The organism is Bacillus carboniphilus (assembly GCF_039522365.1).
GTDB classification, from domain to species: Bacteria; Bacillota; Bacilli; order Bacillales; family JC228; genus Bacillus_BF; species Bacillus_BF carboniphilus.
In genome coordinates this window covers 217,234-243,246 of record NZ_BAAADJ010000064.1, presented here as the reverse complement: position 1 = coordinate 243,246, position 26,013 = coordinate 217,234, and the positions used below count along the sequence as shown (strand labels likewise).

The 26,013-nt window shown below is 36.3% G+C and carries 23 protein-coding genes; 3 read left to right on the top strand and 20 right to left on the bottom strand.

The features are described from left to right. Positions 1-14 precede the first annotated feature (14 nt). The 15 genes from ABDZ91_RS21450 to folE all read right to left on the bottom strand — a co-directional run bounded on the left by ABDZ91_RS21450 (position 15) and on the right by folE (position 13,700). The gene (locus tag ABDZ91_RS21450; RefSeq protein WP_343804285.1) at positions 15-1,265 is read right to left on the bottom strand and encodes a tetratricopeptide repeat protein; all 1,251 of its coding nucleotides are present in this window, start codon (positions 1,263-1,265) and stop codon (positions 15-17) included. A gap of 26 nt (positions 1,266-1,291) precedes the next feature. Then, the gene (locus ABDZ91_RS21445; RefSeq protein WP_343803958.1) at positions 1,292-2,182 is read right to left on the bottom strand and encodes a hypothetical protein; all 891 of its coding nucleotides are present in this window, start codon (positions 2,180-2,182) and stop codon (positions 1,292-1,294) included. A gap of 136 nt (positions 2,183-2,318) precedes the next feature. After that, positions 2,319-3,611, bottom strand: a complete 1,293-nt coding sequence (gene aroA, locus ABDZ91_RS21440; RefSeq protein WP_343803955.1) for a 3-phosphoshikimate 1-carboxyvinyltransferase — start codon at positions 3,609-3,611, stop codon at positions 2,319-2,321. Between the two features lie 55 nt (positions 3,612-3,666). Then, positions 3,667-4,776 carry a prephenate dehydrogenase gene (locus ABDZ91_RS21435; protein WP_343803952.1) on the bottom strand — a complete coding sequence of 370 codons (1,110 nt, stop codon included), beginning with the start codon at positions 4,774-4,776 and terminating at the stop codon, positions 3,667-3,669. Between the two features lie 24 nt (positions 4,777-4,800). After that, positions 4,801-5,886: a histidinol-phosphate transaminase gene (gene hisC / locus ABDZ91_RS21430; RefSeq protein WP_343803949.1), complete on the bottom strand. Its 1,086-nt coding sequence runs from the start codon at positions 5,884-5,886 to the stop codon at positions 4,801-4,803. After that, positions 5,861-6,259, bottom strand: a complete 399-nt coding sequence (gene aroH / locus ABDZ91_RS21425; protein WP_343803946.1) for a chorismate mutase — start codon at positions 6,257-6,259, stop codon at positions 5,861-5,863. The genes hisC and aroH overlap by 26 nt, the downstream gene beginning before the upstream one ends. Before the next feature lie 23 nt (positions 6,260-6,282). Then, entirely contained in the window at positions 6,283-7,356 is a 1,074-nt protein-coding gene (aroB, locus tag ABDZ91_RS21420) for a 3-dehydroquinate synthase (RefSeq protein ID WP_343803943.1), read from the bottom strand. Next, positions 7,356-8,528, bottom strand: a complete 1,173-nt coding sequence (gene aroC, locus ABDZ91_RS21415) for a chorismate synthase (protein WP_343803940.1) — start codon at positions 8,526-8,528, stop codon at positions 7,356-7,358. The genes aroB and aroC overlap by 1 nt, the downstream gene beginning before the upstream one ends. A gap of 253 nt (positions 8,529-8,781) precedes the next feature. After that, positions 8,782-9,555 (bottom strand): CheR family methyltransferase, encoded by a 774-nt coding sequence (locus ABDZ91_RS21410; protein WP_343803937.1) that lies wholly within the window; start codon positions 9,553-9,555, stop codon positions 8,782-8,784. Positions 9,556-9,740: 185 nt separating this feature from the next. Continuing rightward, positions 9,741-10,187, bottom strand: a complete 447-nt coding sequence (gene ndk, locus ABDZ91_RS21405; protein ID WP_343803934.1) for a nucleoside-diphosphate kinase — start codon at positions 10,185-10,187, stop codon at positions 9,741-9,743. Positions 10,188-10,291: 104 nt separating this feature from the next. Beyond that, positions 10,292-11,254, bottom strand: a complete 963-nt coding sequence (gene hepT, locus ABDZ91_RS21400) for a heptaprenyl diphosphate synthase component II (protein ID WP_343803931.1) — start codon at positions 11,252-11,254, stop codon at positions 10,292-10,294. A gap of 16 nt (positions 11,255-11,270) precedes the next feature. Next, positions 11,271-11,981, bottom strand: coding sequence for a demethylmenaquinone methyltransferase (locus ABDZ91_RS21395; protein WP_343803929.1), 711 nt, complete (start codon positions 11,979-11,981; stop codon positions 11,271-11,273). A gap of 4 nt (positions 11,982-11,985) precedes the next feature. After that, a complete protein-coding gene (locus ABDZ91_RS21390) occupies positions 11,986-12,813 on the bottom strand; it encodes a heptaprenyl diphosphate synthase component 1 (protein ID WP_343804282.1) in 828 nt (275 codons plus the stop codon). 79 nt (positions 12,814-12,892) lie between these two features. Beyond that, positions 12,893-13,117, bottom strand: coding sequence for a trp RNA-binding attenuation protein MtrB (mtrB, locus tag ABDZ91_RS21385; protein ID WP_343803926.1), 225 nt, complete (start codon positions 13,115-13,117; stop codon positions 12,893-12,895). A gap of 16 nt (positions 13,118-13,133) precedes the next feature. Continuing rightward, positions 13,134-13,700: a GTP cyclohydrolase I FolE gene (folE, locus tag ABDZ91_RS21380; RefSeq protein ID WP_343803923.1), complete on the bottom strand. Its 567-nt coding sequence runs from the start codon at positions 13,698-13,700 to the stop codon at positions 13,134-13,136. Between the two features lie 1,285 nt (positions 13,701-14,985). On the opposite strand from folE, the gene ABDZ91_RS21375 reads away from it, so the two are divergent. Next, positions 14,986-16,011, top strand: a complete 1,026-nt coding sequence (locus ABDZ91_RS21375) for a DUF3231 family protein (RefSeq protein ID WP_343803920.1) — start codon at positions 14,986-14,988, stop codon at positions 16,009-16,011. Between the two features lie 276 nt (positions 16,012-16,287). On the opposite strand, the gene sda is transcribed toward ABDZ91_RS21375, so the two are convergent. From sda to ABDZ91_RS21350, 5 genes are all read right to left on the bottom strand, one after another. Then, on the bottom strand, positions 16,288-16,452 hold the full coding sequence (sda, locus tag ABDZ91_RS21370) for a sporulation histidine kinase inhibitor Sda (protein WP_343803917.1): 165 nt from the start codon (positions 16,450-16,452) through the stop codon (positions 16,288-16,290). An 84-nt stretch (positions 16,453-16,536) separates the two neighbouring features. Then, entirely contained in the window at positions 16,537-16,905 is a 369-nt protein-coding gene (locus tag ABDZ91_RS21365; protein WP_343803915.1) for a Na-translocating system protein MpsC family protein, read from the bottom strand. Positions 16,906-16,976: 71 nt separating this feature from the next. Further along, positions 16,977-17,498: a carbonic anhydrase gene (locus ABDZ91_RS21360; RefSeq protein WP_343803912.1), complete on the bottom strand. Its 522-nt coding sequence runs from the start codon at positions 17,496-17,498 to the stop codon at positions 16,977-16,979. Between the two features lie 64 nt (positions 17,499-17,562). After that, positions 17,563-20,187 carry a DUF2309 domain-containing protein gene (locus ABDZ91_RS21355; protein ID WP_343803909.1) on the bottom strand — a complete coding sequence of 875 codons (2,625 nt, stop codon included), beginning with the start codon at positions 20,185-20,187 and terminating at the stop codon, positions 17,563-17,565. Between the two features lie 15 nt (positions 20,188-20,202). After that, positions 20,203-21,723, bottom strand: a complete 1,521-nt coding sequence (locus ABDZ91_RS21350; protein ID WP_343803906.1) for an NADH dehydrogenase subunit 5 — start codon at positions 21,721-21,723, stop codon at positions 20,203-20,205. A 754-nt stretch (positions 21,724-22,477) separates the two neighbouring features. On the opposite strand from ABDZ91_RS21350, the gene ABDZ91_RS21345 reads away from it, so the two are divergent. Both ABDZ91_RS21345 and ABDZ91_RS21340 read left to right on the top strand, forming a co-directional pair. Then, entirely contained in the window at positions 22,478-23,974 is a 1,497-nt protein-coding gene (locus tag ABDZ91_RS21345) for a tyrosine-type recombinase/integrase (RefSeq protein WP_343803903.1), read from the top strand. Continuing rightward, positions 23,967-26,009, top strand: coding sequence for a phage integrase N-terminal SAM-like domain-containing protein (locus ABDZ91_RS21340; RefSeq protein ID WP_343803900.1), 2,043 nt, complete (start codon positions 23,967-23,969; stop codon positions 26,007-26,009). The genes ABDZ91_RS21345 and ABDZ91_RS21340 overlap by 8 nt, the downstream gene beginning before the upstream one ends. The last annotated feature ends 4 nt before the right edge of the window (positions 26,010-26,013 follow it).

The window sequence follows — 26,013 nt, the reverse complement described above, 5'->3', positions numbered from 1 at the left end:
CTCACTATGTCTCTCTAAGCCTCACTTAACCTCTCAATGATATCTCTTATTTCATCATTAGTTGGGTCAATTTCTAAGATATTTGTGAAAATGTTTATGGCTTCATTTCTAAGACCGTATTCCATTAAGAAGTATCCGTAGTCTTCAAGGAATTCCTTCTTATTCTTAAAGTAAGTATATGCACTCTGGTATTGACTTAATGCATCCTCAAACCGTTCGAGTTGCTGCAAGCAATAAGCATAATCCCACGTCAATTGTGGGTGTTCCTCGCCTTCAGCTTCAAAATATTCAATTAAATCCACAGCTTCTTCATATTTTTCGTGGTGTATAAATAGTTTAATTAACGTCTGTATGGCATCCAAATAGGAAGGGTCTATTGCCAATGCTTCTCTTAAATAATTTTCCGCTTCCTGTTCATTTCCCATTTTTAATGAAAGCTTCCCTGCATAGTAAAATAATTCCTTATGATACGGATCATTTTTTATCCCGTCTTTGACAGCAGCTAAACCTTCAGGGAGCATTTCCTCTTTTTCATACACCTTAGCTAGAAGCAAATGAACAGAGTGGTAATCTGGATCTAGCTCCTTTAATTCTGTCCACCTATCAATAGCCGTTTGATTGTACCCTGCTTTTTCTGCCGCAAAACCATATCCAAACAAAACATCCGAATCTAATTTTTCCTCTAATGCTTTTTCGTAATATGAAAGGGCTTCTTCAAATTTCCCTGCTGAAGTTAAAGCAATGGCCATAGATTTATCAATTTGTAGTTCCTCCTGTGACCCCTGCTTTTCGACTTCTTTATAACAATCAATTGCTTCTAACCATTTTCCCTCAATGGCATAAAGTTCACCCAATGCATAATCCAATACAGGTTCATTAGGTAATACTTTTTTAGCTGTTAGCAATTTCTTCTCACTGACTTCATACAATCCTTGAGCCTGATAAATATCCGCCTCCATCAGTAAGGCTTGTGGGTACGCGGAATCATCCTTTGAGATGTTTGAAGTATATGAAATGGCTTCATCTTCTCTACCTAGTTCTTGGAGCGTTTCAGCGATGGCTAGTAAAATCTCTCCTTCGTCTGGGTACTGTAGATGAATGGCTTCATATAAAGCTAAAGCCTCCTCCATAAAACCTAACTGACTAAGACCATCCGCAAGGGAAAGCTGATCCTCTGGCAGTCCCTTCGTTAAAATCTCATTATATAATTTATTCGCATTTTCAAATTCGCCGCTTTCGAAGCTTCTAAGACAATTTTCAATCATTGACACGCTTGTATTATCCTTTCTATTCAAGAAGTAACTTTAAAGAATCGAGGAACACGAATCGGTATCTCGTTACCAGCACCTGATCGATACCACACTTGTTCTCCCGCTCTTATCACGTTGCCTTTGTCTACTGTTATACACAGTCTATTACTATCATAAAGAATGCTATTCTTATTTTCATCTTTTGGCAAGTGATAGAGATTATAACTTACTTCTCCACCCACATGTAAAAATCCTTTTTGTGGGTAAATTCCAAGCTGTGTTATGACTTCCTTTGATAATGGAGCGAAGGAAGAAATCGGTGTATCGAGATGAGGAATTCCTTCTTCATCAAGGATGTGTGTCCATTCATCTAAGATTTCTCTTCTTTTTCTTTTTTCCTCCATTAGCGGTAATGGAACAAGGGTCACTGGATAAGGAAATAAAGCGTCACGAATCCATCCCCATTGTTTATAATAAAGGTTCGTTTCTTCCGTTAACTCAACGAAGACTGTACTAATTTTTTCTCTTCTACACTTCCTTATCAAAGAAGGGGTTAATAACCTAAATGGAATTCGTACAGCCAGACAATAGTCAATGGGGCTTCCTACTAATTGGTTTCTGATTTTATTCAACTGTTCTTCCCACTTATATTCAAATTCCAATCTGAATGGAACTAGTAGGGTCGTACAACCTTTCAATAAGAATTCAGAAATAATGTAGTGTTTATATTCATGAAACTTTAAATTAGGAAAAGATAGATCAGCCATTACATGAGTAGGTCCCATTGCATAATCACTTAAGTCAGAATACATACAATTTGCAAAGCGAAAGTTTTCTCTTACTGAAGCGATTTTATTGTTTTGGATAAAAAAACTATACTTTCCGACATTACCACCTGCTGCGTAGTTTACTCCTTTTAATAGATAAGCCATTTCTCTCACCTCATATCTTCTCTTAAGACAAGCTATGAGAAAAATGGCTAGTATATGAATATATCTATTAGAAAACAAATGGATTGCTGTTTAGAGTAAAAAAAGAAACCCAAAAAATTTTGAGTTTCTTTTCAAATTAGTTCTGAACTAATGATTGTAGTTGTTCAAAAAAGTTAGGATAGGAGACACTGATCGCATCTGTACCTTGAATATGGATAGACTCCTCAGATAGTAATGAAGCAATTGCCAACATCATTCCAATCCGATGGTCACCATGACTATCTACAATCCCACCTCTTATTTTTGTATTCCCTTCAATAATTAACCCATCCTCTGTAGGGACAATGTTACAGCCAAGTTTGTTTAGTTCCCTGGCCACCGTGTCAATTCTATTTGTTTCCTTCACCTTTAGCTCTTCTGCGTCTTTTATGACAGTAGTACCTTCCGCTTGTGATGCAACTAAAGCCAATATTGGAATCTCATCTATAAGCCTTGGTATAACATCACCAGCAATCTCAACAGCATTCAGGTTGGAGCTTTTAACGATTAAGTCACCGTATGGCTCAAAACTATCAATAGAATGTGGAATAACCTCTATATAAGCTCCCATGTCCTTTAAAACATCAAGCATACCCGTCCTAGTTTGATTCAGTCCCACATTTTTAATCAATAGTTCGCTGTTCGGGGCGATCAGTGCAGCTGCAATGAAAAAGGCTGCAGACGAAATATCCCCTGGAACTACTATATCTCGTCCATTAAGAGTTGAGGGACCATTTAAACGCAGTGTAAGCCCATCTTTTTCTAATTCACCGCCAAAATATTGAAACATTCGCTCCGTATGGTCACGTGTCTCACTTTTCTCAATGATTTCAGTGACTCCTTCTGCTTGCATAGCAGCAAACAAAAGAGAAGACTTCACTTGAGCACTTGCAACAGGAAGTTGGTAGTGTATAGGGGATAGTTGTCCTCCCCGTATACTAATGGGTGTATACTCTCCGTCATTTCTACCATCAATATTAGCACCCATTATACGAAGTGGCCCTGTTACTCTCGACATTGGACGCTTAGCTATTGAGTCGTCTCCTATTAGGACACTATGAAATGGAGTACCTGCTAAAATTCCAAGAATTAGTCTAGAAGTCGTCCCTGAATTACCAACATTTAAAATTTCAGTCGGTTCTATCAGACCATTAAACCCCTTCCCTTCAATTTGCAAGTATTGGTCGTGTTCTATAATTGTAACTCCTAACTTTTGAAAGCAGTCTAACGTACTTAAACAATCTTCTCCCTTTAAGAAATTCCATACACGAGTCGTTCCATTTGCAATCGCCCCGAACATAATGGACCTATGAGAAATAGACTTATCTCCTGGGACTTCCATTACCCCTTTTAGTGCTTGTTTATGAAAATGCAATGTTCTTGTCGCCATTATATTGCCAACACCTTTTATTAAAGATAAAAAAATATCACACTATTACAGATTTCTAATTTGAAATAACTGTTTCATAGTCTGTATAGTTACCAATACATTCTTGAGCTCGTTCACGGTCTTCTATTGTTTGGAATGAAAGCACTAGAACTCCATACAGATCTTCTCTGGTTTCAAGAATTCTAATATTGGTAATACTAATTTTTTCTTGTGCTAGATATCCAGTCACCTCAGAAATAATACCTGGATAATCCGGGATATCCACATATAAGTCATAAAACGAAGGAATAGCTCCCTTGGATTTAGCAGGTAGGTCGTCTCGGAAATTCTTTGCTTGCTGAAAGTAATCGAATATCCCTTCCGCATCTTCAGCTTGCATCAAGTCCGTTATAACCCTCATCTCGTCTTGCCACTGGCTCATCAAATCTAATAACACATCTTTATTATGAAGAAGGATATCTCTCCACATGTGAGGGTTACTAGAGGCAATTCTCGTAATATCTCTAAATCCACCTGCAGCTAACCGCTTAAGTAAATCATGGTTGACCTGTGATTCTCCAAAAGCTTGGTGAACAATTGAAGCAGCAATTATATGTGGAAAATGAGATACGATTCCTGTTAGTTCATCATGTTCCCTTGGAGAAACAACAATAAAATGTGCATGAGTACCTTTTAACCATTTCTTTAATTGATCTACTTTAAGTTGAGACACATTTCTATCTGGAGTTAGTAAATAAAAAGCATTTTCAAAAAGGTGAACCTTTGAGGCTTGCACTCCACTTTTATGTGACCCCGCCATAGGGTGTCCCCCTATAAAAGTGACCCCTTGTTTTATCAACTGATTAGCGGTATTCATGATTTTTCCTTTGGTACTTCCTACATCTGTCACAATCGCTTCGTTTTTTAGTTTCCATGAAGCTAGTTTTTCAATCCATTGTTCAGACTGTTGAACAGGTGTTGCTAGAATAATTAGATCCGCTTCTTCAGCGAATGCTTGGACATTTGTTATTTCTTCATCAATTACCTGAAGTAAAAGTGCCATTTTAGTGGTTTCGGAGTTAAGATCATATCCACCAATCTTACTGTTTGGGTGCTCTTTTTTGATTGCTAAAGCAACGGAACCTCCGATCAACCCCAACCCTATTATTAGGACGTTCCCTTCCATTACGATCTTACCCCCATGTCGTCACTAGTTGTTAACGAGCTGATTTAGTAATTTGAATACTTTTGTATTTTCATCGTGTTGGCCGATTGTAATCCGAATCCAGCCTAGATAACCAAGAGCTGCTCCAGAGCGAACAATGACTCCATTCCTTAATAAGAATTCACATACTTCTTGGCTATCTTTTTCCATGTTAATTAAGATAAAGTTTCCTTCTGTAGGAAAGTATTGAAGATTGTGTTCCTCACAAAATTGATAATAACGGTCTCTTTGCTCGCTATTTTTAATTTTACATTCCTCAATAAACTGAATATCCTCGAGTGCTGTTTTCGCAACCATTTGGCCTAAAGTATTCACGTTAAAAGGTTCTCTTACAGGATCTAGTTTAGAAACAATTTCTTTAGATGCAATTCCATACCCGACACGGAATCCAGCAAGTCCATAAATTTTGGAGAAGGTTCTTAGAAGGATGACGTTATCAAATTCATGGTAAATAGAAAGTGAATCAGGATAATCATCTGCCGTTACATACTCATGATAAGCTTGGTCAATCACGACAAGAACATGCGAAGGAACCTTTGAAATAAAATCAAAAAGTTCTGTCTTTGGAATATAGGTACCCGTTGGGTTATTAGGGCTACACAGCCAAACGATACTGGTATTTTCATCAATTGCCTGAAGCATGGATTGTAGATCATGCTCACCGTTAACAAGAGGAATCTCTTTACTTTCTCCACCTTGCAAATAACAATTATGTCTATATTGTGGGAAACTTGGTGTAGGCATAACGGTATTGACACCAGGCTCGACTAAAGCGCGAGTTATCATTTGAATGATCTCGTCTGAACCGTTACCAAAGATAAAATTTCCTGGTTCAAGATCATAATAATTAGCCATTGCTTCGCGGAGCGAGACTGCAGCCCCATCTGGGTATATCATATGTTGGAATGAGCCTGATTTTAGCAATTCATCTACTTTCGGGGAGTATCGATAAGGGTTTTCATTTGAAGCCAATTTTATTATTTCTTCTAACCCGAATTCTTTTTTTACTTCGTCAATCGTTTTCCCTGGCTGATAGGCTTTCAAATCATTCAGCTGTTTGATCCATTTCATTCCTTTTTCTCTCCTCTTCCAAATCTGGTCTAAGTCCTTTGGCTTTATGTAGATACATGTGGGCAATCTCATGTTGTGGGATATCTGTATTGGTATGAATCATCACACGGATACATTTCTCAAGGGCATGGGGGACAGGTATTTCTGTCATGCACATAACAGGTACATAGGTCCATCCTTTTAATTTCCGCATAGCTTTTGCTGGAAATTCTGCATTTAAATCCGTGGTGACGGTTATGATTACGGATGAGACATCTGTCGGTTGAATTCCATTTTTGTCTATCAACAATGTTAATAGTTCATAAGTCTTCTCTATTATATCATCAGGCTCATTAGAATTAACGGTTGTTGCTCCTCTCACCCCTCGAAGCATTAAACCATCCTCTCCTCCCTATATTAGCATGATAATTTATTTAAGAAGTCAATCAATTCTTCATCGTTCATTTCCGTTATATAAGGCTGTTCTATGTCTTTTAGTAAAATAAACTTGATAGCTCCACCAACCACTTTTTTATCTCTCTTCATTTGGCTTAGAAGCTGAGCATTACTCATATGAGAAGGAATGTCTGGGTCGTAACCTAATTGTATGAACCATTCTTTAAAATCCTGAATAGAAAAGGCAAGGGAATGTTTTGTATCACTAATGTTAAGCGCAAACATCATTCCCTTTAGAACGGCTTCACCATGTGAAATCTGGTACTCTGACAAATTTTCAATGGCATGCCCTAATGTATGACCAAAATTTAAAAAGGCTCTTACACTTTTCTCTTTTGTATCCTGCTCTACAATTCTTGCTTTTACCTTAATACCTTTTTCAATGGCTTCTTCCCAAAAGGAAATGGTTTGAAAATCAATATATTTCACATACGCAGTTAACCTATCTAATAAAGCACGATCACCTATTAAGCCGTGCTTTATTAGTTCTGCAAACCCCGAAAGCTTCTCGCGCACTGGTAATGTTTGAAGATATTGGAGGTCATAATAGACTGCTTCAGGCTGATGAAATGCCCCAACCATATTTTTCCCAAGTGGGTGATTGATGGCAGTCTTCCCACCCACAGCACTATCGTGAGCGAGTAGAGTAGTTGGAATTTGGACAAACCTGATTCCTCTCATAAAAGTGGCTGCAACAAAGCCTGCTAAGTCTCCAACCGCTCCCCCTCCAAATGCAACAACTAACGAATGACGATCTAATCCTTCTTGTATTGCTTTTTTCATGCATTCTTCGTAAGTAGTAAAGGATTTAGCATATTCCCCATTAGGAACAATTTGTACAATAACTTTAGTCCATTGATTTATTTTTGATATGAAAGATTCTAGATATAAGTTTGATATGTTTTTGTCACAGATCACCATTACTTTTGTTATCTTATCTAATCGAGACAAGTCCTCTACTATAAAATCTGTGATTTGGTTACCGATGAAAATATTATACTTGGAAGTATCTGTTGTAATACTTAGCTTTCTCATTAAAACTCCCTCGTATATTGACGATATTCCTGTATGCTTCTTTGTAGTACTTTCATTTGATCACTTGAAAAGTGTTCGATTAAGCTTGAAGCTAGCTCCCAAGCAACTACGTGTTCCATGACAACAGCAGCAGCAGGTACAGCACAACTATCAGACCTTTCAATACTAGCGCTAAAGGGCTCCTTTGTGTCAATATCCACACTCTGTAATGGCTTATAGAGAGTTGGAATAGGTTTCATAACACCTTTTACCACGATAGGCATTCCAGTGGTCATTCCACCTTCAAATCCACCCAGTCTATTTGTCCTTCTTGTATATCCTTCTGATTCACTCCAAAGAATTTCATCATGAACTTGGCTCCCAGGAATTCTAGCCATTTCAAAGCCTAAGCCGAACTCTACTCCCTTAAAGGCGTTAATACTCATTACTGCTCCTGCTATTTTGGCATCTAACTTTCGGTCATATTGTACGTAGCTTCCAATTCCTACAGGCATCCCTTCAGCTACAACCTCTACAATTCCACCAATAGAATCGCCATTCTTTTTGGCATCATCGATTGCTTGCATCATTTTTACTGCAGCTTCATCATCGAAACATCTTACTGGAGAAGCCTCTGTTTTTTCTCTTAATTCAGATAGTTTCACAGGTGGAACTCCCCCTGCTTTTATGCCACCGATTTCTTTTACATGGCCCACAATTTCAATACCTAGTTCACTTAATAGTTTTTTTGCAACTGCCCCTACTGCGACCCGAACGGTTGTTTCTCTTGCTGACGATCTTTCTAGAACATTTCGTAAATCACGGTGACCATATTTCATACCACCATTTAAATCAGCATGACCCGGTCTTGGTCGTGTAATTTTTCGTTTCACTTCTTTTTCTTCTTCATCTGAGATTGGTTCAATTCCCATTACTTTTGTCCAATGTGTCCAATCGTTATTCTCAACTGTTAATGTAACAGGCGAACCTAATGTAAGGCCGTGCCTCACACCGGATGAAATTTCTACTTGGTCTTTTTCAATTTGCATACGACGGCCGCGGCCATGCCCTTTTTGTCTTCTGGATAACTCTTGATTTATATCTTCCGACACTAGTGATAAACCAGCGGGTAAACCTTCTATAATCGCTGTTAATTTAGGACCGTGCGACTCTCCTGCTGTTAGATATCTCATAAACTCTTTCTCCCTTCAACTCATTAAAGGATTATGTACCACTATAACATAGGTACAAGGGGATTACATAGATAATTTTAAAGAAAACTCGCCGATCGGAGAGCCTTTAGGTGATGTCAGACGGCGTAGTTGCCCTTATAATATACCTAAAAATTTCTCCTACGCGAATTACTTCTTTGCTAAAATTCTATGCTTTCCAATAGTGTAACAAAAAAGACCGAATCTATATCTCGGTCTCTTCATGCTAGTATTTCTACATTTTCTGGTAGAAAAACGGTGATACCACTTTTAATCCAAATTTATCCGGATGAAAAATTTGTTCTGTACTTCCAACAAATAGAATGCCACCTTTTGACAACGATTTTGCAAACTTATCATATAGATCAAATTTTGCTTCTTCGGTAAAGTAAATTAAAACGTTTCTACAAACAATTAAATCTTGATCTGAAGGAAAGGAGTCTTTTAATAGATTTAATCGTTTATACTCTACAGCTTTTTTAAGTTCATCTTTTACACTATAAAAATCACCAGACTTCTTAAGCCACTTATCTCTAAGAGTTATTGGTAGTTCTTGAATAGCTCGTTCATGATACTTTCCTTCCTTTGCTCTAGAAAGAGCTTTTAGGTCTATATCAGTTGCTTGAATTCTAAATTTTGAAAAGGGAAGGTTCTCACTTAAGATCATAGCCAATGTATAAGGCTCCTCACCTGTTGAACTAGCTGCACTCCAGACTTTTAGATTACTTCGAGTTTGTAGAAGACTAGGGAGAATTTTTTCTCTAAAAATATCCCATCTGGCGGCATTCCGATAAAATTCTGACACATTTATGGTCATCTTATCTAACAATTCATCAAGTAGAGCTGAATCTTTTGCTACTGCTTGAAAGAAATCAGAAAAATCCTTATATCCCTTTTTTTCATAAAGAGAAGTCAACCTTCTCTTCATTTGTGCCTCCTTGTACTGTGCAAGGTCTATTCCTGTTAGTTTATAAAAGGATTGTGTAAATTCTTCGTAGTCATAGCTCATCTCATCCGGTCCTTTCTGCCAATGGATCTCTTTATTAGTATATCGGAAGAATTTTGATTTGGATGAGTATTTTGATTTTATATGTTCTTTTTGGAACCTTTGCAACTTATGGCAGGTATAAATAGAAAAAGGGCTGTTTAAAGTTAATTACTTAAACTTTAAACAGCCCTTACTTTCATTTATTCTTAGTAGATCCACTCGTTACTTACGTTTGAATAGTCTACTAACTCTTCGGATTTGAAGAAGATAGAGATTTCTCTTTCAGCACTTTCTGGGGAGTCAGAACCGTGGATGATGTTTTTACCAACAGTTACGGCATAGTCTCCACGAACTGTTCCTGGTTGTGCATCTTTAGGGTTTGTAGAACCCATCATTTGACGAGCAGTAGCAATTACATTCTCTCCTTGCCAAACCATAGCAAAAACAGGACCAGAAGTAATAAAGTCAACTAGCTCTCCGAAGAAAGGACGCTCTTTATGTTCACCATAGTGAGTTTCAGCTAACTCACGTGGAATGCTCATTAGTTTCGCTCCAACTAATTGGAAGCCCTTTTTCTCAAAACGAGCAACGATTTCACCGATAAGATTTCTTTGTACACCATCTGGTTTAACCATTAAGAAAGTTTTTTCCATGTTTGTCCACTCCTACTTCATTATGTATCGAATGCATTAACATCCAGAACAAATACTATCATTGTTTAGACTTAATGGCAACGTTTTCTCTATACCAAATCGGCTCAGTAATCCCTTTTTCCGATGTATAAAGCGATATTTTTTAACGTTCTATTGGCTCTATTATTCGGCAGTGTACTTAATACCTTTAACGCCTTTTGTAGGTATTGATTACTGACTTCCCATGATTTTTGGATTGCCCCAGAAGTCTGAAGATCATCTATGATCTCTTTTAAATCATTGCGATCCATATTTTCATGAACCTTTTCTAGTTTCGCTCTGAATTCTGGATTTTGCCTCGCGAACAACACTGGTAATGTAATATTACCTTGTAAAAGATCGCCCCCAGCAGGTTTTCCTAGTTGTTTTTCAGTACCTGTGAAATCTAGAATATCATCCGTAATCTGGTATGCCATACCGACGTAATAACCATACAAATACAGCTTCTCGTGAATATCTTCATCAACTTCTGCTGCAATTGCTCCAATTTGACAACTCGCTGCAATCAATAGAGCTGTCTTTCTCTTAATTCTTCTTAGATAATCTTTTAGATGCTGATCAAACCTATATTTATCTTCTATTTGTTTGATTTCCCCAATACAAACTTGGACAATCGTATCAGCCAATATTTGATGCGCTTTTGGTTTCTCAATTAAGGTAAAGACCTCTAAAGACCGACCCATCATGAAATCACCAGCATACATGGCTACACGGTTATTCCACTTTGCTTTTATGGTTGGTCTTCCACGTCTTAAATCAGCCTCATCAATTACATCGTCGTGTACCAAAGAAGCCATATGAATCATTTCTAGAGCTACAGCTACTTTTTTCATAGTCTCTATATTGTAATTCCCAAATTGGCCTGCTAGTAACACAAAAACAGGGCGAATTCGTTTTCCCCCTGCTTGTAATAAATGTAGTGAAGCTTCCTCAATTAGCGAAGAACGCGACTGAATGGCTTGTTCTAGTTCTTTTTCAATTTTTGAAATATCCCCTTGAAGAAAAGAGTAGAGAGGCTTTAGTTTCATGTCGTTTTCACCTATCTTAATCCTTGTTCCTGGATTTATGTCCTATATGAACCGCTGCAACTCCACCACTATATGGCTTATAGATAACGTTTTCAAAGCCAGCTGATTCAAACATGTTTTTTAATTCTTTCATACCCGGAAAATCACGAGCAGATTCTTGCAGCCAAGAGTATTCTTGATAACTTTTGGCAAAAAGCTTACCAAACAATGGCATAATAAACCGAAAGTATAAATAATATAATTGCTTGAAACCGACCATTGTAGGCTGAGATGTTTCGAGACATGCTACTTTCCCGCCCGGTTTTAATACACGATTCATTTCCTTTAGAACTTTCATGTAGTCAGGTACATTTCTAAGTCCAAATCCTATTGTGACAAAATCAAAATGATTATCAGGAAATGGAAGTTCCATAGCATTACCGTGTATAAGCTTAACATTAGGGTAAGGCTTTGTTTTCTCTTGACCAACCTTTAGCATGTTTTGACTAAAATCAAGTCCTATTACTTCACCAGTTTCTCCAACAGCATTAGCCATTGCGATCGTCCAGTCCCCTGTCCCGCAACATACATCTAATGCGGATGCTCCATTAAAAACATCCAATCGTTTCATGGTGTCTTTCCGCCATCTAATATGTTGTTGGAAACTGATTACTGAATTCATTTTATCATATTGGTTTGATATTTTTTCAAACACCTTATGAACGCGTTCTTCTTTTGATGTAGTCATAAACTTACCCTTCTTCCACTACTGAAATGGCTACACCTTTGTGCTGCCGAATAACTGAATACATTTTTTGTAGAACTTCTTCTTCCATATTGGATACCTGGTTTATACTATCTTCCAACTTTTGTTGGACCTCTGAGATCATTTGATTGAATTGATTCAATACGAATCTTTCCTGGTCTTTTGTAATACCATTTGTTTGATTCCGCGGAAACAGTAATTCACGGAAATTTGATACCACTTGAGACTTTTTAGATTCTTTCCAGCATTTCTTTTCACTTATGAGACGTAACAATAAAAAGAAATAACTAACTAATGAAACCCATTGAGGTGCATTTACAAAATGACAAACACTTTTAGCAATCGAGGCTTCAATGTTTTCTAAAATCTTAAGAAAACCATCTTCATTACTATAGTCCTTTTGGGTAAACCGAATTTTATTTTCATTTACCTCTTGTGTGCCTTTTGCCAATAGTTGAATAAAGGAAATATCATTTTCATCAGCTAGTACCTTATAATACAGCCCCGAATAGTAATCTCCTGCAAGGACAGCCATTTGTTTTGCAATGAGTGGTTGGTGAACTTCATCATTCTCAACTAAATCATGCACATCAAGTGCAGATTGAATCAGCATGGTTGCTAGTAATTTATTTTTAATCTCGTACTCATTGAGTCCTTTAGCATGCATGCATGCTGTTAATATGTATACCTTTTCTTCTTGAAGAGTTGGGTGATAGATAACGGATTGAACATATGGATGGTTTGTCTTGTCTTTGTATTGCTCTATTATTTTTGTTGTTAATTGATGTATTACGCTCATGCCATCACCCTTCATCTCAACCACATTTCCCTTCCCTTTAAACAGTCTACATTATAACATAAATAACCTGGAAAGGTAGACTGTTAACTCCTATCTATTTGCCGGCTTCAATCTCGCCATAAGAAGAAATAATTTTAGCTTTTCCACGAACTTTTATTGCTGATGTATGTTCTGTAAATTGAGCAATCATAACTTCACCTGTATCAAGCTTTTCAGAATGGTGAAATCTAGTGTCACTTCCCCGAGTTAAGCCGATAACCTGAACACCGTCTTGCTCTGCTTTTATAATAATATGGTCTGAATTTATATTCCTTTGCATCTGAACTCATCTCCAGTTAGTTCTTTATAAAAGATAATACTTCTGCTCGTTTTGTATGGTCTTCTTCAAAGACTCCTCTAACAGCCATGGTAACCGTTTTAGCACCTGGTTTTTTGACCCCTCTCATGGTCATACACATGTGCTCTCCTTCTACCACAACCATTACACCGTGTGGTTCTAATGATTCTACAATAGAATCCGCTACCGTAGCGGTAAGACGCTCTTGAAGTTGTGGTCGCTTGGCTACAGCCTCAACTGCTCTAGCTAACTTACTTAGGCCAGTAACTTTTCCTCCCTTTGGAAGATAAGCGACATGTGCATGCCCAAAGAAAGGAACTAGATGATGCTCACACATTGAATAAAAGGGGATATCCTTTACTAAGACAAGTTCTTCGTGATCTTCAGAAAAAATGGTTTCAAAGTAGGTTTTGGGATCATCCTCTAGTCCACTAAAAACCTCACTATACATTTTTGCCACTCGTTTCGGAGTGTCCAGTAATCCCTCACGGTTGGGATCTTCACCAATCGCTTCTAAAATCAGTCTCACTGCTTCTTCAATTTGACGAACGTTCGTTTCTTTCATTTGTTCTCCTCCCCGAAGCCAATTAAAAGGGTCTATTTATTCCGTTTATGATAAGAACCATACTAGCATAATGAAGTAAAAAGGAGCAAAAAAAATACATTTCATACTTTCATTTTACCCCAATGCCTATATCCTATTTCATTATCGGAATTTGAAAAATTTTATTGAGTTATGATGGGGGGCTTATTAAAGCAAGGTATGTATATTGGGATATACAAAATGAAGGGATGTGCACCTTTTCAGTAGATGTTCAATTGTTTTTGGTGATAAAAAATAAATAGGGACTGATTAAATCAGTCCCTATTTAGCCTGTATATGAGTATGTAATTACTTCACAGCATCCTTAAGAGCTTTTCCAGGTTAGCATGGCTAAATTTAGGACTATTTGTTTAACCCTTTATTTATTTGCATTTACTCATTTTTTACTACAGTAACTCCAAGGATTTTTACTGTAGATAAACAATAGATGCTAGTATACAATTTTTAGTATATAGAAAGGATTTAAAGTAAACAATATTCAGTAGCTTTTTTTAGGGGACATAGCCTCGGAGCGAGGATAGCGATCCGCAGGAAGGTACGTCCGAGGACCTTAGCTTTTTTATTTAATATTCTGTAATTAAAGGAAGAATTAAATGACATATGTTACATTTAAATCAATAAATAGGATTGTGGATAATAAAGTTAAATTACATAGTTTAACTGACTACCTTTAAAATAAGAAATTAATGCGTTTTCTTTTATCCATTTGTTTATTTACAAACCAAATAATATAGGCCACCTATGCCAATTGCTTATTTAAATTAACTTTTATCTAACATACTATGTAAAAAGAGTCCCTGCCTTTCGCAACAGGGACTCTTTCTACACGTAACAGCAGTCATAGCATATTCGCATTTTCATTATATTACAATTTCTACTCTTAATCAAAGTATACTATTGAACTTTAGATTATATTCTTTTTAAACAAACGCACCCGTTAATTGAAAACTTAATATTCTGACCAATCGGTCGAAAGTAAAAAGAATTACCAATTCAGATATGTAAACACCTCTAAAAAAATCCTTCTCCTTTCTAATGGAACATACATCAATAAATAGTTTCGATGTTTGGAAAAGGTGCATAGTTCCCGAGTTTTTAATTAGTGGGAACGAACCTTCCATCTATCACACTTCAGAACAGTTTCTTTCCCAAAGAGGAATAAATGGTGATAAGTGTTCACTATAGGAATAAAAACACACTATTTCCAAATAATAAATTTAATGATGTTTAGAAAGGGCTTGGTCAAATGAGTAATGGTATTATTCAACTTACATCTTCAGAAATTGCTTCAATTTGGACATCCTATATGAACAATAGCATGTCAATTCAACTTATGAACTATCTAGTAAAAAAAGTTGATGACCCTGAAGTAAAATCGATTATTGAAAAAGGTCTTAGTATTTCGACGGAACACATTGCACATTTAACTGAAATATTTATCCAGGAAAACATCCCCATTCCTAATGGTTTTTCTGATAGTGATGTAAACTTAAACGCTCCTCGTTTATTTACCGATTCATTTATGATCACTTATCTAAATCACATGTCTAAAGCTGGAATGTTAGGTTACAGCGGATTTTTGTCAATGTGTGCTAGGAATGATGTTCGGAAGGTTTTCAAGAATATTCTTTATTTGACTTCAGATTTATATGATGAAAGCTCTGAAATACTACTAAAAAAGGGACTGTTTGTTCGTTCGCCTTATATTGATTATCCTAAGCAAAAAGATTATGTTGACAGCAAAAGTTACCTAAGGAGTTTGAATCCATTTTCAGATAAGCGTCCATTAAATTCAATTGAATTGTCACATTTGAATATGAACATTCAAAATAACTTAATTGGTGCTAAGTTATCATTAAGCTTTGCCCAAACCTCTCCTAGAAAAGAAGTACAAAACTTAATGTTGCGTGGTAAGGATATATCCGAAAAACATGTGCGATTATTCTCTTCTATTTTGCTTGATAACGACACCCAGCCACCTGTTTCTTCTGATGTTTCCATCACAAATTTAACAGAACAGGTTTTTTCCGATAAGTTAATAATGTTTCATCAGGCATTTCTAACTGCTGCAGGAACTGGTAATTATGCTACGGCTGCAGCTGCAAGCCAAAGAAGTGATTTAGTAATAAATTATGAACGTCTTTCACTCGAGATTGGGCAATACGCCAAAGACATTGCTTATTTAATGATCGATAATGAATGGTTAGAGCAACCTCCTGGAACGATGGACAAAGTTAAATTAGCCAAACAAAAAAAGAAAAATGATACTTAGGGTTACCTTCCATGATACTATCCGACAGTAGAATAAATAATGAACACGGTTCAAATAATTATTACTGAGGTGATTAACATTAACATTGGTAGCACAAGACAAAAGATAAATATCATGTTTTACACTGGTTTTACTGCGCTTTTTCTGACGACAATCTACACTGCAATTTTAACTGTTATCGCAATAAAAACTAGCAAGCGCGTAAAAAGAATATCAGAGGGTAGAGGTAAATAGACTCTATCCTCTTTCTAATAAATCATGTAGACATTTTACAAATTATTTCTTATCAGCTTTCTTAATTGTGTCTGAGATTAAGTAAATAACGCCTCTTCGCTTAATCTCTTTATAAAGTATCTCAATGAAATCTTTGTCCAACCTTTTAAGCTGCGCCTTTAAATATATATCAACCAATCGTTGGTCTGACAACTCCTTAATAGTCAATTAAATCACCTTCTTTAGTGTAACTATTTTTAAAGTTGGAATATATTTAAGTAATTTCACAAAGATAAACAATTATATTATACCTTACTCTGAGAGCTTCTTTTCAAGATTATCATATAATTTAAATACCATTACTCTCTCACCTGTTCGTGAACTTATGTCTGTATGGAAACTTTTTACTTCCTCTCCAGTTATAGTGAAGATTATATTCTTCAGGTCTTCTATACCTGACTCAACTAATTCGGAACGAGTTTTCTTAATTGTCAATAGCCCCTCTTTCGATTCGCAAACAGTATATTCTGCTGGGGTTAAAATTCCCTGAAGATTCACAATAATCATATCCCGTAATATATCCGTTTTAACAGATACTGATCCTCGCCCAAGAAAATCCTTTTCCCAATGCGTAATTGCTTTACTAATATCTGATTCATATGTGCCCTTTGATATTTTCATAAATGATTCACTTCCTATTGAATTGCACAATTGGTCTTGACTACTTGATGGTTGTTTATGTTTGAAGGTTTTCAAGAATTTAGTTTTGCCTCTTCTTTCTCAAGAGGAACTTCCACGACCAAAAGATCCCCATCTACAAAATCAACTATTAACCCACGTACTTTAACCTGTGCCGGGACTAGTGGATGGTTTTGAATCATATCCACGCATTTGTTGATATTTTCACTACCACTTCCTTTTAGATATAGCCAATCTTGGACAGTACCACCTTGAAATTCAGGATTGCTATTTTGAAAAAGATAATCCAACGTTTGAATATGGTCTTGAATGGAATCAAGTTGAGAAAATGAATTCCCAGAAGGAGACTCTTTTTCCTTTGGTACTACAACAAAAATCTCCTCAACATTCTCCTGGTAAATAGCATAGATTACAGACTTCATAATATCCCCATATGGACTTGAAATCACTGGTCCATAACACTGTATAGACAGAATATTCTCTGGAGATATGTTGGGTAACTCTTGTAGTATAGGGTCCAAATTAGTATCCACATCCATTACAAATAATGCCTTTTGGTTTTTATCTAAGTTCATATTGTACACTCCTTTTATGTTTATTGCTCAGGCTAACAGGTAGACATTTGCATAAACACAGAATTTACCAAGTTTCCCAGCGTCCTTCCGAATCAATACTCGCAAGTCGAACCCACCCATTTTGAACTTTTTCTCGAAATATTGAATCATTTTTCAACAACTGTTCTACATAATCTTTAGGTGCTTGTATGACAATCAGCAAGCGAAGTGGAGAATGAAAAGCCTCGTAATCAGATAGCATAACGGATTGCCAAGGAAGTCCAGCTAATAAATCACTTGCATTCCCTTGCATAACGCCTAGACCGGCTGTGACAGTTTGGGTTACTTTATTCCCACTACCATAATAATGTGGTGCAACAGTTGAAGCATAGTATTGAAGGTTTATCCATTGGGTCACTGTTCCTGGTCCAGCAATGATGCTGGCTAGGAGGTCGCCACTTTCATCCTGTTTCCAATCATAATTATGGAGGAATACTCTTCCTTCCAAGTCACAATTCTGAGTTAGTTCACGTTGGCCGATGATAAAAGCTGCATTGCGAGCTAACCCCCATTCCGGACGCACTTCACTCCAATCTTCCGCAAATTCGTGTGCTACCGCGTTCGGATTTTTAAGCTTCTTTTGAAGATGTGCCAATTGGGCTAACCGCTTTTTGTTGGCATTTTGGCTCACTCTTGGCAAGATGGCTTCGATACGATTAAACGCTTTCTGTGCATCATCCGATAAATCAGGAACATATATCCAATGTAACTCATCCACCGTTGTATTATGTTCAGCCGCAACAAATACGGTATTTTCAGGTATTGTTATACCTTCAGAAGAGAGAGCTTGTCTCACTTCTGGAAGGTTACATAGAGTAGCTAAAACCCGAGCATTGAACCCACCTGAAGCTCCACCACATGCCCCACAGTCGAGAGAAGAAGCATAAGGATTATTCGTACTTTGGCTACCATGTCCACAAAATACAACTAATGGTGAGAAATCCTTTAGTAATCCCATCATTCTCAGAGAATTTCTAGCATAATTTACTTTTTCTTCTTCTGAAAAACCAATTGGTAACGACTCCTCTTGATTATGAACATGATGGAGTGAGAGTGTTGTATTCGGTTTGCGTAACCAACTCTCACGAAGGTTCCGTATTAGATGTCCTGTTCTCCTTGGCATAAAACTACGTAATACCATTTGTAAACTTAGCCAAGGTCCACTCAACTCAGGTAAGAGTAAGCTCGAGAGTACATTTTGTTTCATTGTTTTAAATGTATTGCTAATCGAATGAACTGCCTGTTTCCGTTCTAGATATGATTGGAGTTCTTTCTGACCCGTTTCCTCTTTAACAGTGTTCTGAGGCTTTAGGATAACGGGTAAAGAAGGGTGACTAAGATCACTCCCTAGTCTACTAGTTGCGATTGGTAATCCAAAGAAACCGGCAATTCCAATCGTCTCGAAAGAACCTTCCTTTTCAAGTTGACGACGAAAAGGTTCTGATCGAACATCAATGCAGAACGCAAATTGAGCTAATGACGTTTTTTTATCCTTTGTCTTACATTTGTTAGAAGATATTTGCCGTCTTAATCGATCTAACTGTGTTTGCTCCCAAGCTTCTAACCAGATTTTCTTGCAAAGCTTTTCATCAAAGCTACGAGCGAACATTACATATTCGTTTTGCTTAACAGATGACAACTGTGACCATTCCTCAGTGGTAAGTCCAACCCAATGGAGCCAAGAAGCAATAAGGGATGCAGTCGCGATCTTATTCTCAGATTGTTGATTGGTCAATGGTAAGTAAGGCTGCACAAGTGCCCACTCCATGGATATCCGAACTGCTAAATATTCTGTTAGAAGGGCCTGCTCGTGACTTGATTGTTTAGATCGCCATAACATCATCCCTGCCCATCCAGGTAAAGAGAGTAAATGCCCTTCAAGATAAGTCTGTACTTCTGAAATAGGAACTTTTAGTGCAAATAAGACTTCTTGTAATGCCTTATTTGCCTCATTGGGCAAACCTTTAAGTCTATCACGTTGCTTTTTACTAAGTGCCGGGTCATATTGTACGAGACGACGCCATGCAGAATAGAATCCTTCTTTACGATTGGGCATGGACCAACCAGCTTGAGATTCATCAAGATATAATTTACACCACTTTATGACATGGTAATCTAGAATGTTAACCAGCCTTTCACCATGTTGATTCCTAATACGGAAACTTACTGGTTGAGTAGGGCGGTGCTCACTACTAGACGCATTCCGTTCACAATATTCATCTACCAATTCCTCTAGTTGTTGGGATGATAAAAGACTATTAGGTAATGGTTCTAATTTTAGTGCCCTGTGACAAAATCTTTCCAAAACGCAACGTGAAATAGTAAAGGAATGGGAATCAAGCCATTGCTGTAGCCCCAATTTCACAAAAGCTTCATCAATCTCCCCTTTTTCTTTGGCAGAAAGAATCATAGATACACTAGGGTATATATCAACATCATGGGTTTCTTTTAGCCAAGCTGCGACCTGGTCAAAGGATTGCCTTTCTAATCCCATCCAGGGATGACGTGCTGCAAATGTAGAAATTGGCCAGAGTGGGGCAATCACTCGACTAGCAATTTCAATCAAAACGTTAATATCGTTTTCTTGAAACTCAATACCAGTATTCTTCTTTCGTACATTTTCTTTCATTAATACGGAAGTTGCTCCCATGTATCGAGGACCTCCCTAGGGTAAATATTGTTTAAGGTAGTTTGGATGACTCTCTACTGATCTTGGTTTGGCTTCACCTAATCGTAATAACCATAGGTAGAGTACTGCGAAGGAACCAGATGAACGATTACGAACAGCCCAAGTACCTAAAGAACTACCAAATAATAAGAGACTTAAGACAATGATGACAACTGGCATTGGAGGTTGAACACTTGTATAAACGCTCGTATGCAACCATTCATAAAAGAGATTGTGAATGAAAAAATAAAAAACGGTAGCTCCTCCTAAAATTGATATGCCAGCAATTCGAACAATTCTTCCCTTCCCTAATGCTACGAGCTGTGTCCAAGAAATGGACAAAGACCATCCTAATATTATCGCACTAATCAATTGATACCCATCTCCGGGTTCCATAAACCAAAAAGCAGTCCCTAATACCAGACCTAAAACCCGACCTACCATTATCCACACATTGGACGGTTTTTCACGAACGAGAGAAGGTTGTGAAAAACTGGACACAACAGAACCAGCTTGTAAGAATAACGTGGCTTTAAATAACCCATGTAAAATAAGATGTATAATAGCTGCAATATACGCACCTAGTGCACACTGAATGAGCATGAAACCCATTTGTCCAATCGTAGATCCTACTAACTGGCGTTTATAGTCAACCTGTACCAAACTAATACCAGACCCAATCAATACAGAAATGGTCGCAAACATGAGTAAAATAATCGAGGCTATATCACCATTGAAAAGAGGTGAAAATCGAGCTAACATAATCCCACCTGCGTTCACTAAACCTGCATGCATAATTGCTGAAACCGGTGTCGGAGCAACTACAGACTCTATCAACCATCTTTGGAATGGCCACTGTGCCGCAGGAATAATCACAGCCAATACAATCAATAAGTTAATGCCTGTCCTTTCCCATAATCCGATTTGATACAAGCCTTCATCAGTTAATGATAATGAGAACTGCCAATGACCTGTGACTTGATAAAGCCAAGTTGTTGCTAGTAACAAAGAAACCCAACTCAGCATAAATAACCGGCCGGAACCCTTGGCTGCTTCATTAGCTATTTTCCAAACCTTATTTAGCCTGATCAGCAAAATTAATCCAATGAGAGTCAATCCCCAAAATAAAAGCATTAAGCGAAAGTCACCACTTAACCAAGTAACTGAAGCTGCACCAGTAGTGAAAGTAAAGAGCGCAAAGTATTTTCGATAGGAACGGTCGCCCATTAAGTAACGGACCGAAAAACGCTGAATAATTAAGCCAATTGTAAGAACAAAGAAAGCCATTAACCAAGCTAATGAATCCAGGTAAAACAGACCAGTTATTCCATTGTGTTCTATAATCGCAAAAACCACTAAGGAAATCAAAGGTGGTATTGCCACGATCTTAATATGAACTCGAACAAAACCTAGTGGTATCCTTGGATGTAAATACAAAATGCCACTTAACCCAGAAGCAATAAGCGTAACCAAAAATAACGGTAATACTGATGATGACAAACCCGATGAGGGTATCATTTCAAATTCACCCTTAAAAAAGTTTTCAATAAAAAAACCGACAACCACAAGGTTCAACGCTTAGAAGCATTGAGTCTTGAAAATTGTCGGCTTCACTTCAACTAACCTCAGTACAATGAAGTTTTTTGAAGAGCTACCTTTTTATATCTCACATGATTTTTTGTATTTTCTTCTGTTGTTCGTTACGCCCTACTTTTATAATTGGATTCTTTTTCACCCAGTCAATTTACAAATTAAAAGAATGCTAAAGACCAAAAAAATGGTGAGAGAGATAACAAACAGTCGTTTATTAGCATAATTTTAGGATAGTCCAAACAATACTAATTGTCAACAGATTCAAAATGAAGTAAAAAGATTGGTTTTCTTTAACAGATCCTTTCTGAAAAAAAACAAAAATCACCTAGGTTTTACTGTAGTTTAAAACGTCTCCATTCCATGTGTATGTAATAACCAAGACTTTACTTCACTGCGTCCTTCAATTTCAATGGGCTAAATTTAGAACTATTTGTTTAATCCTTTGTTTATATGCATTTACTCATTTTTCACTACAGTAACTCGAAGGATATTTACTGTAGATAAATAATAGTTGCTAGTATACAATCTTTAGAATATAGAAAAGATTTAAAGCAGGTAATATTTAGTAATGTTTTTAGGAGACATAGCCATGAAGCGAGGATAACCATCCGCAGAACTAAATGTCCGCGAGGACCTTTACTCTTTTATTTAATATTCTGTAATTAGAGGAAGGGATTATATGACCTATGGTACCTTTAAATCGATAAATAGGATTATGGATAATAAGGTTAGAATAAATCATTTAACTGACTACCTATATAATAAGAAAATCAATGGACTACACTACTTAGACTTTTTACCTGATGAGAATTTATTTTGTTTAGTACAACCTAATCAGAGAACTGAACATTTTTCTACATCCTATTTAATTGAGTTAAATAATAGTTCTGCTTCTCCTAACACAATTAGAGCTATAGGGAATGATATTCAAAGATTTCTAGATTACCTTATGATATTTGAAATCCCTTTGGAATCAGTTGAGGATTTATCAGAACTATTAATTGGATTCATTGATTATTTATCAGTAATAGCTGTTAAAAGGATAAAGGTCAGAAGGAGTATCGAATGGTCATTACTTGACTTTATACCATTGAATACAACAAATGAGGAGATCAGTAAGATTGAACCTAATGAGTTTGGTAAGAAAGAGGTATCATCTTACGGAAGAATAAGTGATAGCTTAATGTACCGAACTGTATCCAATGTATTAGGGTACCTTTCATTCTTGAAACAGAGAACAGTTAAATTTAGTGAATTGAAAATGATTACACTTCCAATAAAAGCAACTACCCAAAAAAGCACCAATTCTTCAACAGTAAAGGGCAAGAAAAAGATAATTCACTATGATATAAAATATTTGTTTGATAAAGCTGGGATTAAATTAAAAATATCAAATAAAAGGAAAGTTACACCTTTTAAAGGAACGATTCCTACAGTCGAAGAAATACAGCGTATTTTAGAATATACGAATGAAGTATCAGTAATAAATAAACTATTAGTACATACATTGGTTGGGTTTGGCATAAGAGGCGGAGAATTATCAAATATTAGAATAATAGATTCCAATATTGCACCTAATTTTTTGTCCATGAATTATCATGATGCGATGTCGAAGATTAAAGAGATACGACTTGGTGATTTGTATTTTAATCATTCAATTGAAAAATGGGTATGCGAAATTGAGGATGATGATACTAGTGAAACTCACTTTAAATCTAGGCATAAAACTGGGAGTAGAGAAATACCATATGCATTCGCACAAGAGGAGTTTACTGCAATCCTATACGCAGCTATCAGGGAACGGATACTTTTAATGAGGGCTAATCAAACAAAAGAACATGGATACCTATTTATTTCAAAAAAGAATAAATGTAAACCAATGAATAACGGTACTGTTTATCAAATAATAAAAAATTTAACCCGACAACTTTTCAAAAAAACAAACTTAAATTTAACTTGGATGTACCCACATTCATTTAGGCACTATTTTGCCACCTATCTTCTCAGAATAAAAAAAACAAGCTTAGACGATGTATCCAGGATGTTAGGCCATTCAGATACAGAAACTACTCGAATCACCTATATACATTACTTAGAAGACAACAAACCTGAATCCACATCGGAACACATGAAAGATACTTTTAACAATAAGAGTCAGGGGGAACAATTTGACTAAAGTACAATGGTTTTCTGTTATTGAATACGAAAAAATTGCTCGTATGGCCCGTTATCTATTTTCTGCGCCAGGTTTTTATTCTGGATCAGTTCATGTTGCAAAGCAATTGATTGAAAAATTTCCAGAACCGATTGCATGGCTTGATAAACCTATTAGGTTTAATAGGCACGGTATGTCCGAAGCCCATTATATTTTTAATTGGGCAGTTTATTATAGGCTTTTTCAAGATGATTTAATTAGACCGAAATTGGTAAAATACTTTTCTTCAATTCAACTCAACACGCTAATAATAAATTGGGCAGTTTTTCACAACATTCTAAGTGAATATGAAATTGCTAAAATCAGTCAGTACTCTAAGGTGACTAGAATTCCATTACAAAAATATTTACCTATACATTTACTTTGGAGAAACAAGAAATTGGAAGAGTTAGTTCACTCTAATATTGAGAATGACTGTGCCCATTTCAATTCAATTCATAATACGTCCAGATATAGTCCTAATAAAGTAAGACAATTACTTTTTGATTTAGATTATTCAACTAAAAAAAGCGTTGCTAGACAACAAACTAATCGAAAGAATACAGAAATTTTGAAACAACACCCTGTTTATGGACAAGCAATGGATGATTATGAATCTTTTTTAAAATCGAACGCTACAAAACCGGAAACTATTAAAAATACATTTTCTGCATTAAAAAGATTCATAGATTATGTAGATAAACAGAATATTAAAGACTGTTCTAATTTTAACTCTATTGATTTAGAACGTTACATTGAATATTTAGAAATGAAGGGTATGAAGGCTAGTAGCATAAATACAAATGTCCCTAAGTTACTGTCATTCTTCGAATGGGCTTCAGGTGCTTATGAAGTGTTCCCTAGCCAAATTGAGTTCCCAAAACAAACATTAAAACGAATTAGAAAACATGCAGAAAAAATTCGAGAAGAAGAAGATGGTTTAGCTTTTGAAAATGAAGAGACACCAAAAGCAATCGTTGAATTTCTATTGAAGTTCAAGCCTAAAAATGAAAAGGATTTTCTTTGTAAATATTTTTGGATAATAACTTCTAGTTGTCCCGTAAGACAAAAATTCATTTTATCATTAGAAGCTAATAACTGCATATATCCAATGCTAAATCAAAAGACTTTGTATGGTTTATTCTCCCAAGATGCAGATAAAGCAGGAAATAAAAATGGTCAATTCCCTATTGTAGATGAGAATGGTATTACTGCTGTTCGTATTCTTGAAAATCGTATTAATGGAGGCAGTTTCAAGCCTGTTTATAACGAAAACTTTAATCGTTCTTATATTCATTTATTCCAATTTGAAAATTCAAGTAAAGTCTTGACACCGACTAATATAGTGGAATTTTTGTACGAAGTAATCAAACCAGCAATCAGTGTTTCTTTGGGCACCCCAGTCGAAGAAATTAAAGCTGGAACACACAGCTTTCGACATTATTTACTAACACATATTATAAGAAAAACTGGAAGCGAAGAAGCTGCCCAAGTAGCCGCAGGACATCACGATGGAAAAATGATAAGAAAGGCATATATAAAAAGCAAACACGCTAAAAATGCTCTTTTATTTCGCGCTTTAGATAAGTATGAAAAAGGCGAAATTACTGGAAAGTTTTACTTAAAGATGATTGAACTTTTAACCTCAAACAATCCTGATACAGACATGACAAGAGACTTAGCAACTAATATGGAGCTTCATGAATTTATATCCAGACATGGAAGAAGCACTGAAATGGGTTATTGCTTTGATGAAGACCACACTTGTAATCACTATCTTAAATGTTGGAACTGCCCTTCATTCATGCTATGTAAAGAAGATATTTCAGGCGCAATTACATTACTTAGACGATTGATTCTTCAATTTCAAGATATGGTTGAAAATAGCACCAACTTCTCTTTGGACAATACAATTGCGAAAAATAAATTGAAGGCTATATCAATGATTAAAGAACGACTAAGTGATTTGAAATACACGGACGAGCAAATTGAAACAATGATTTTCAATGATAATTAACTGG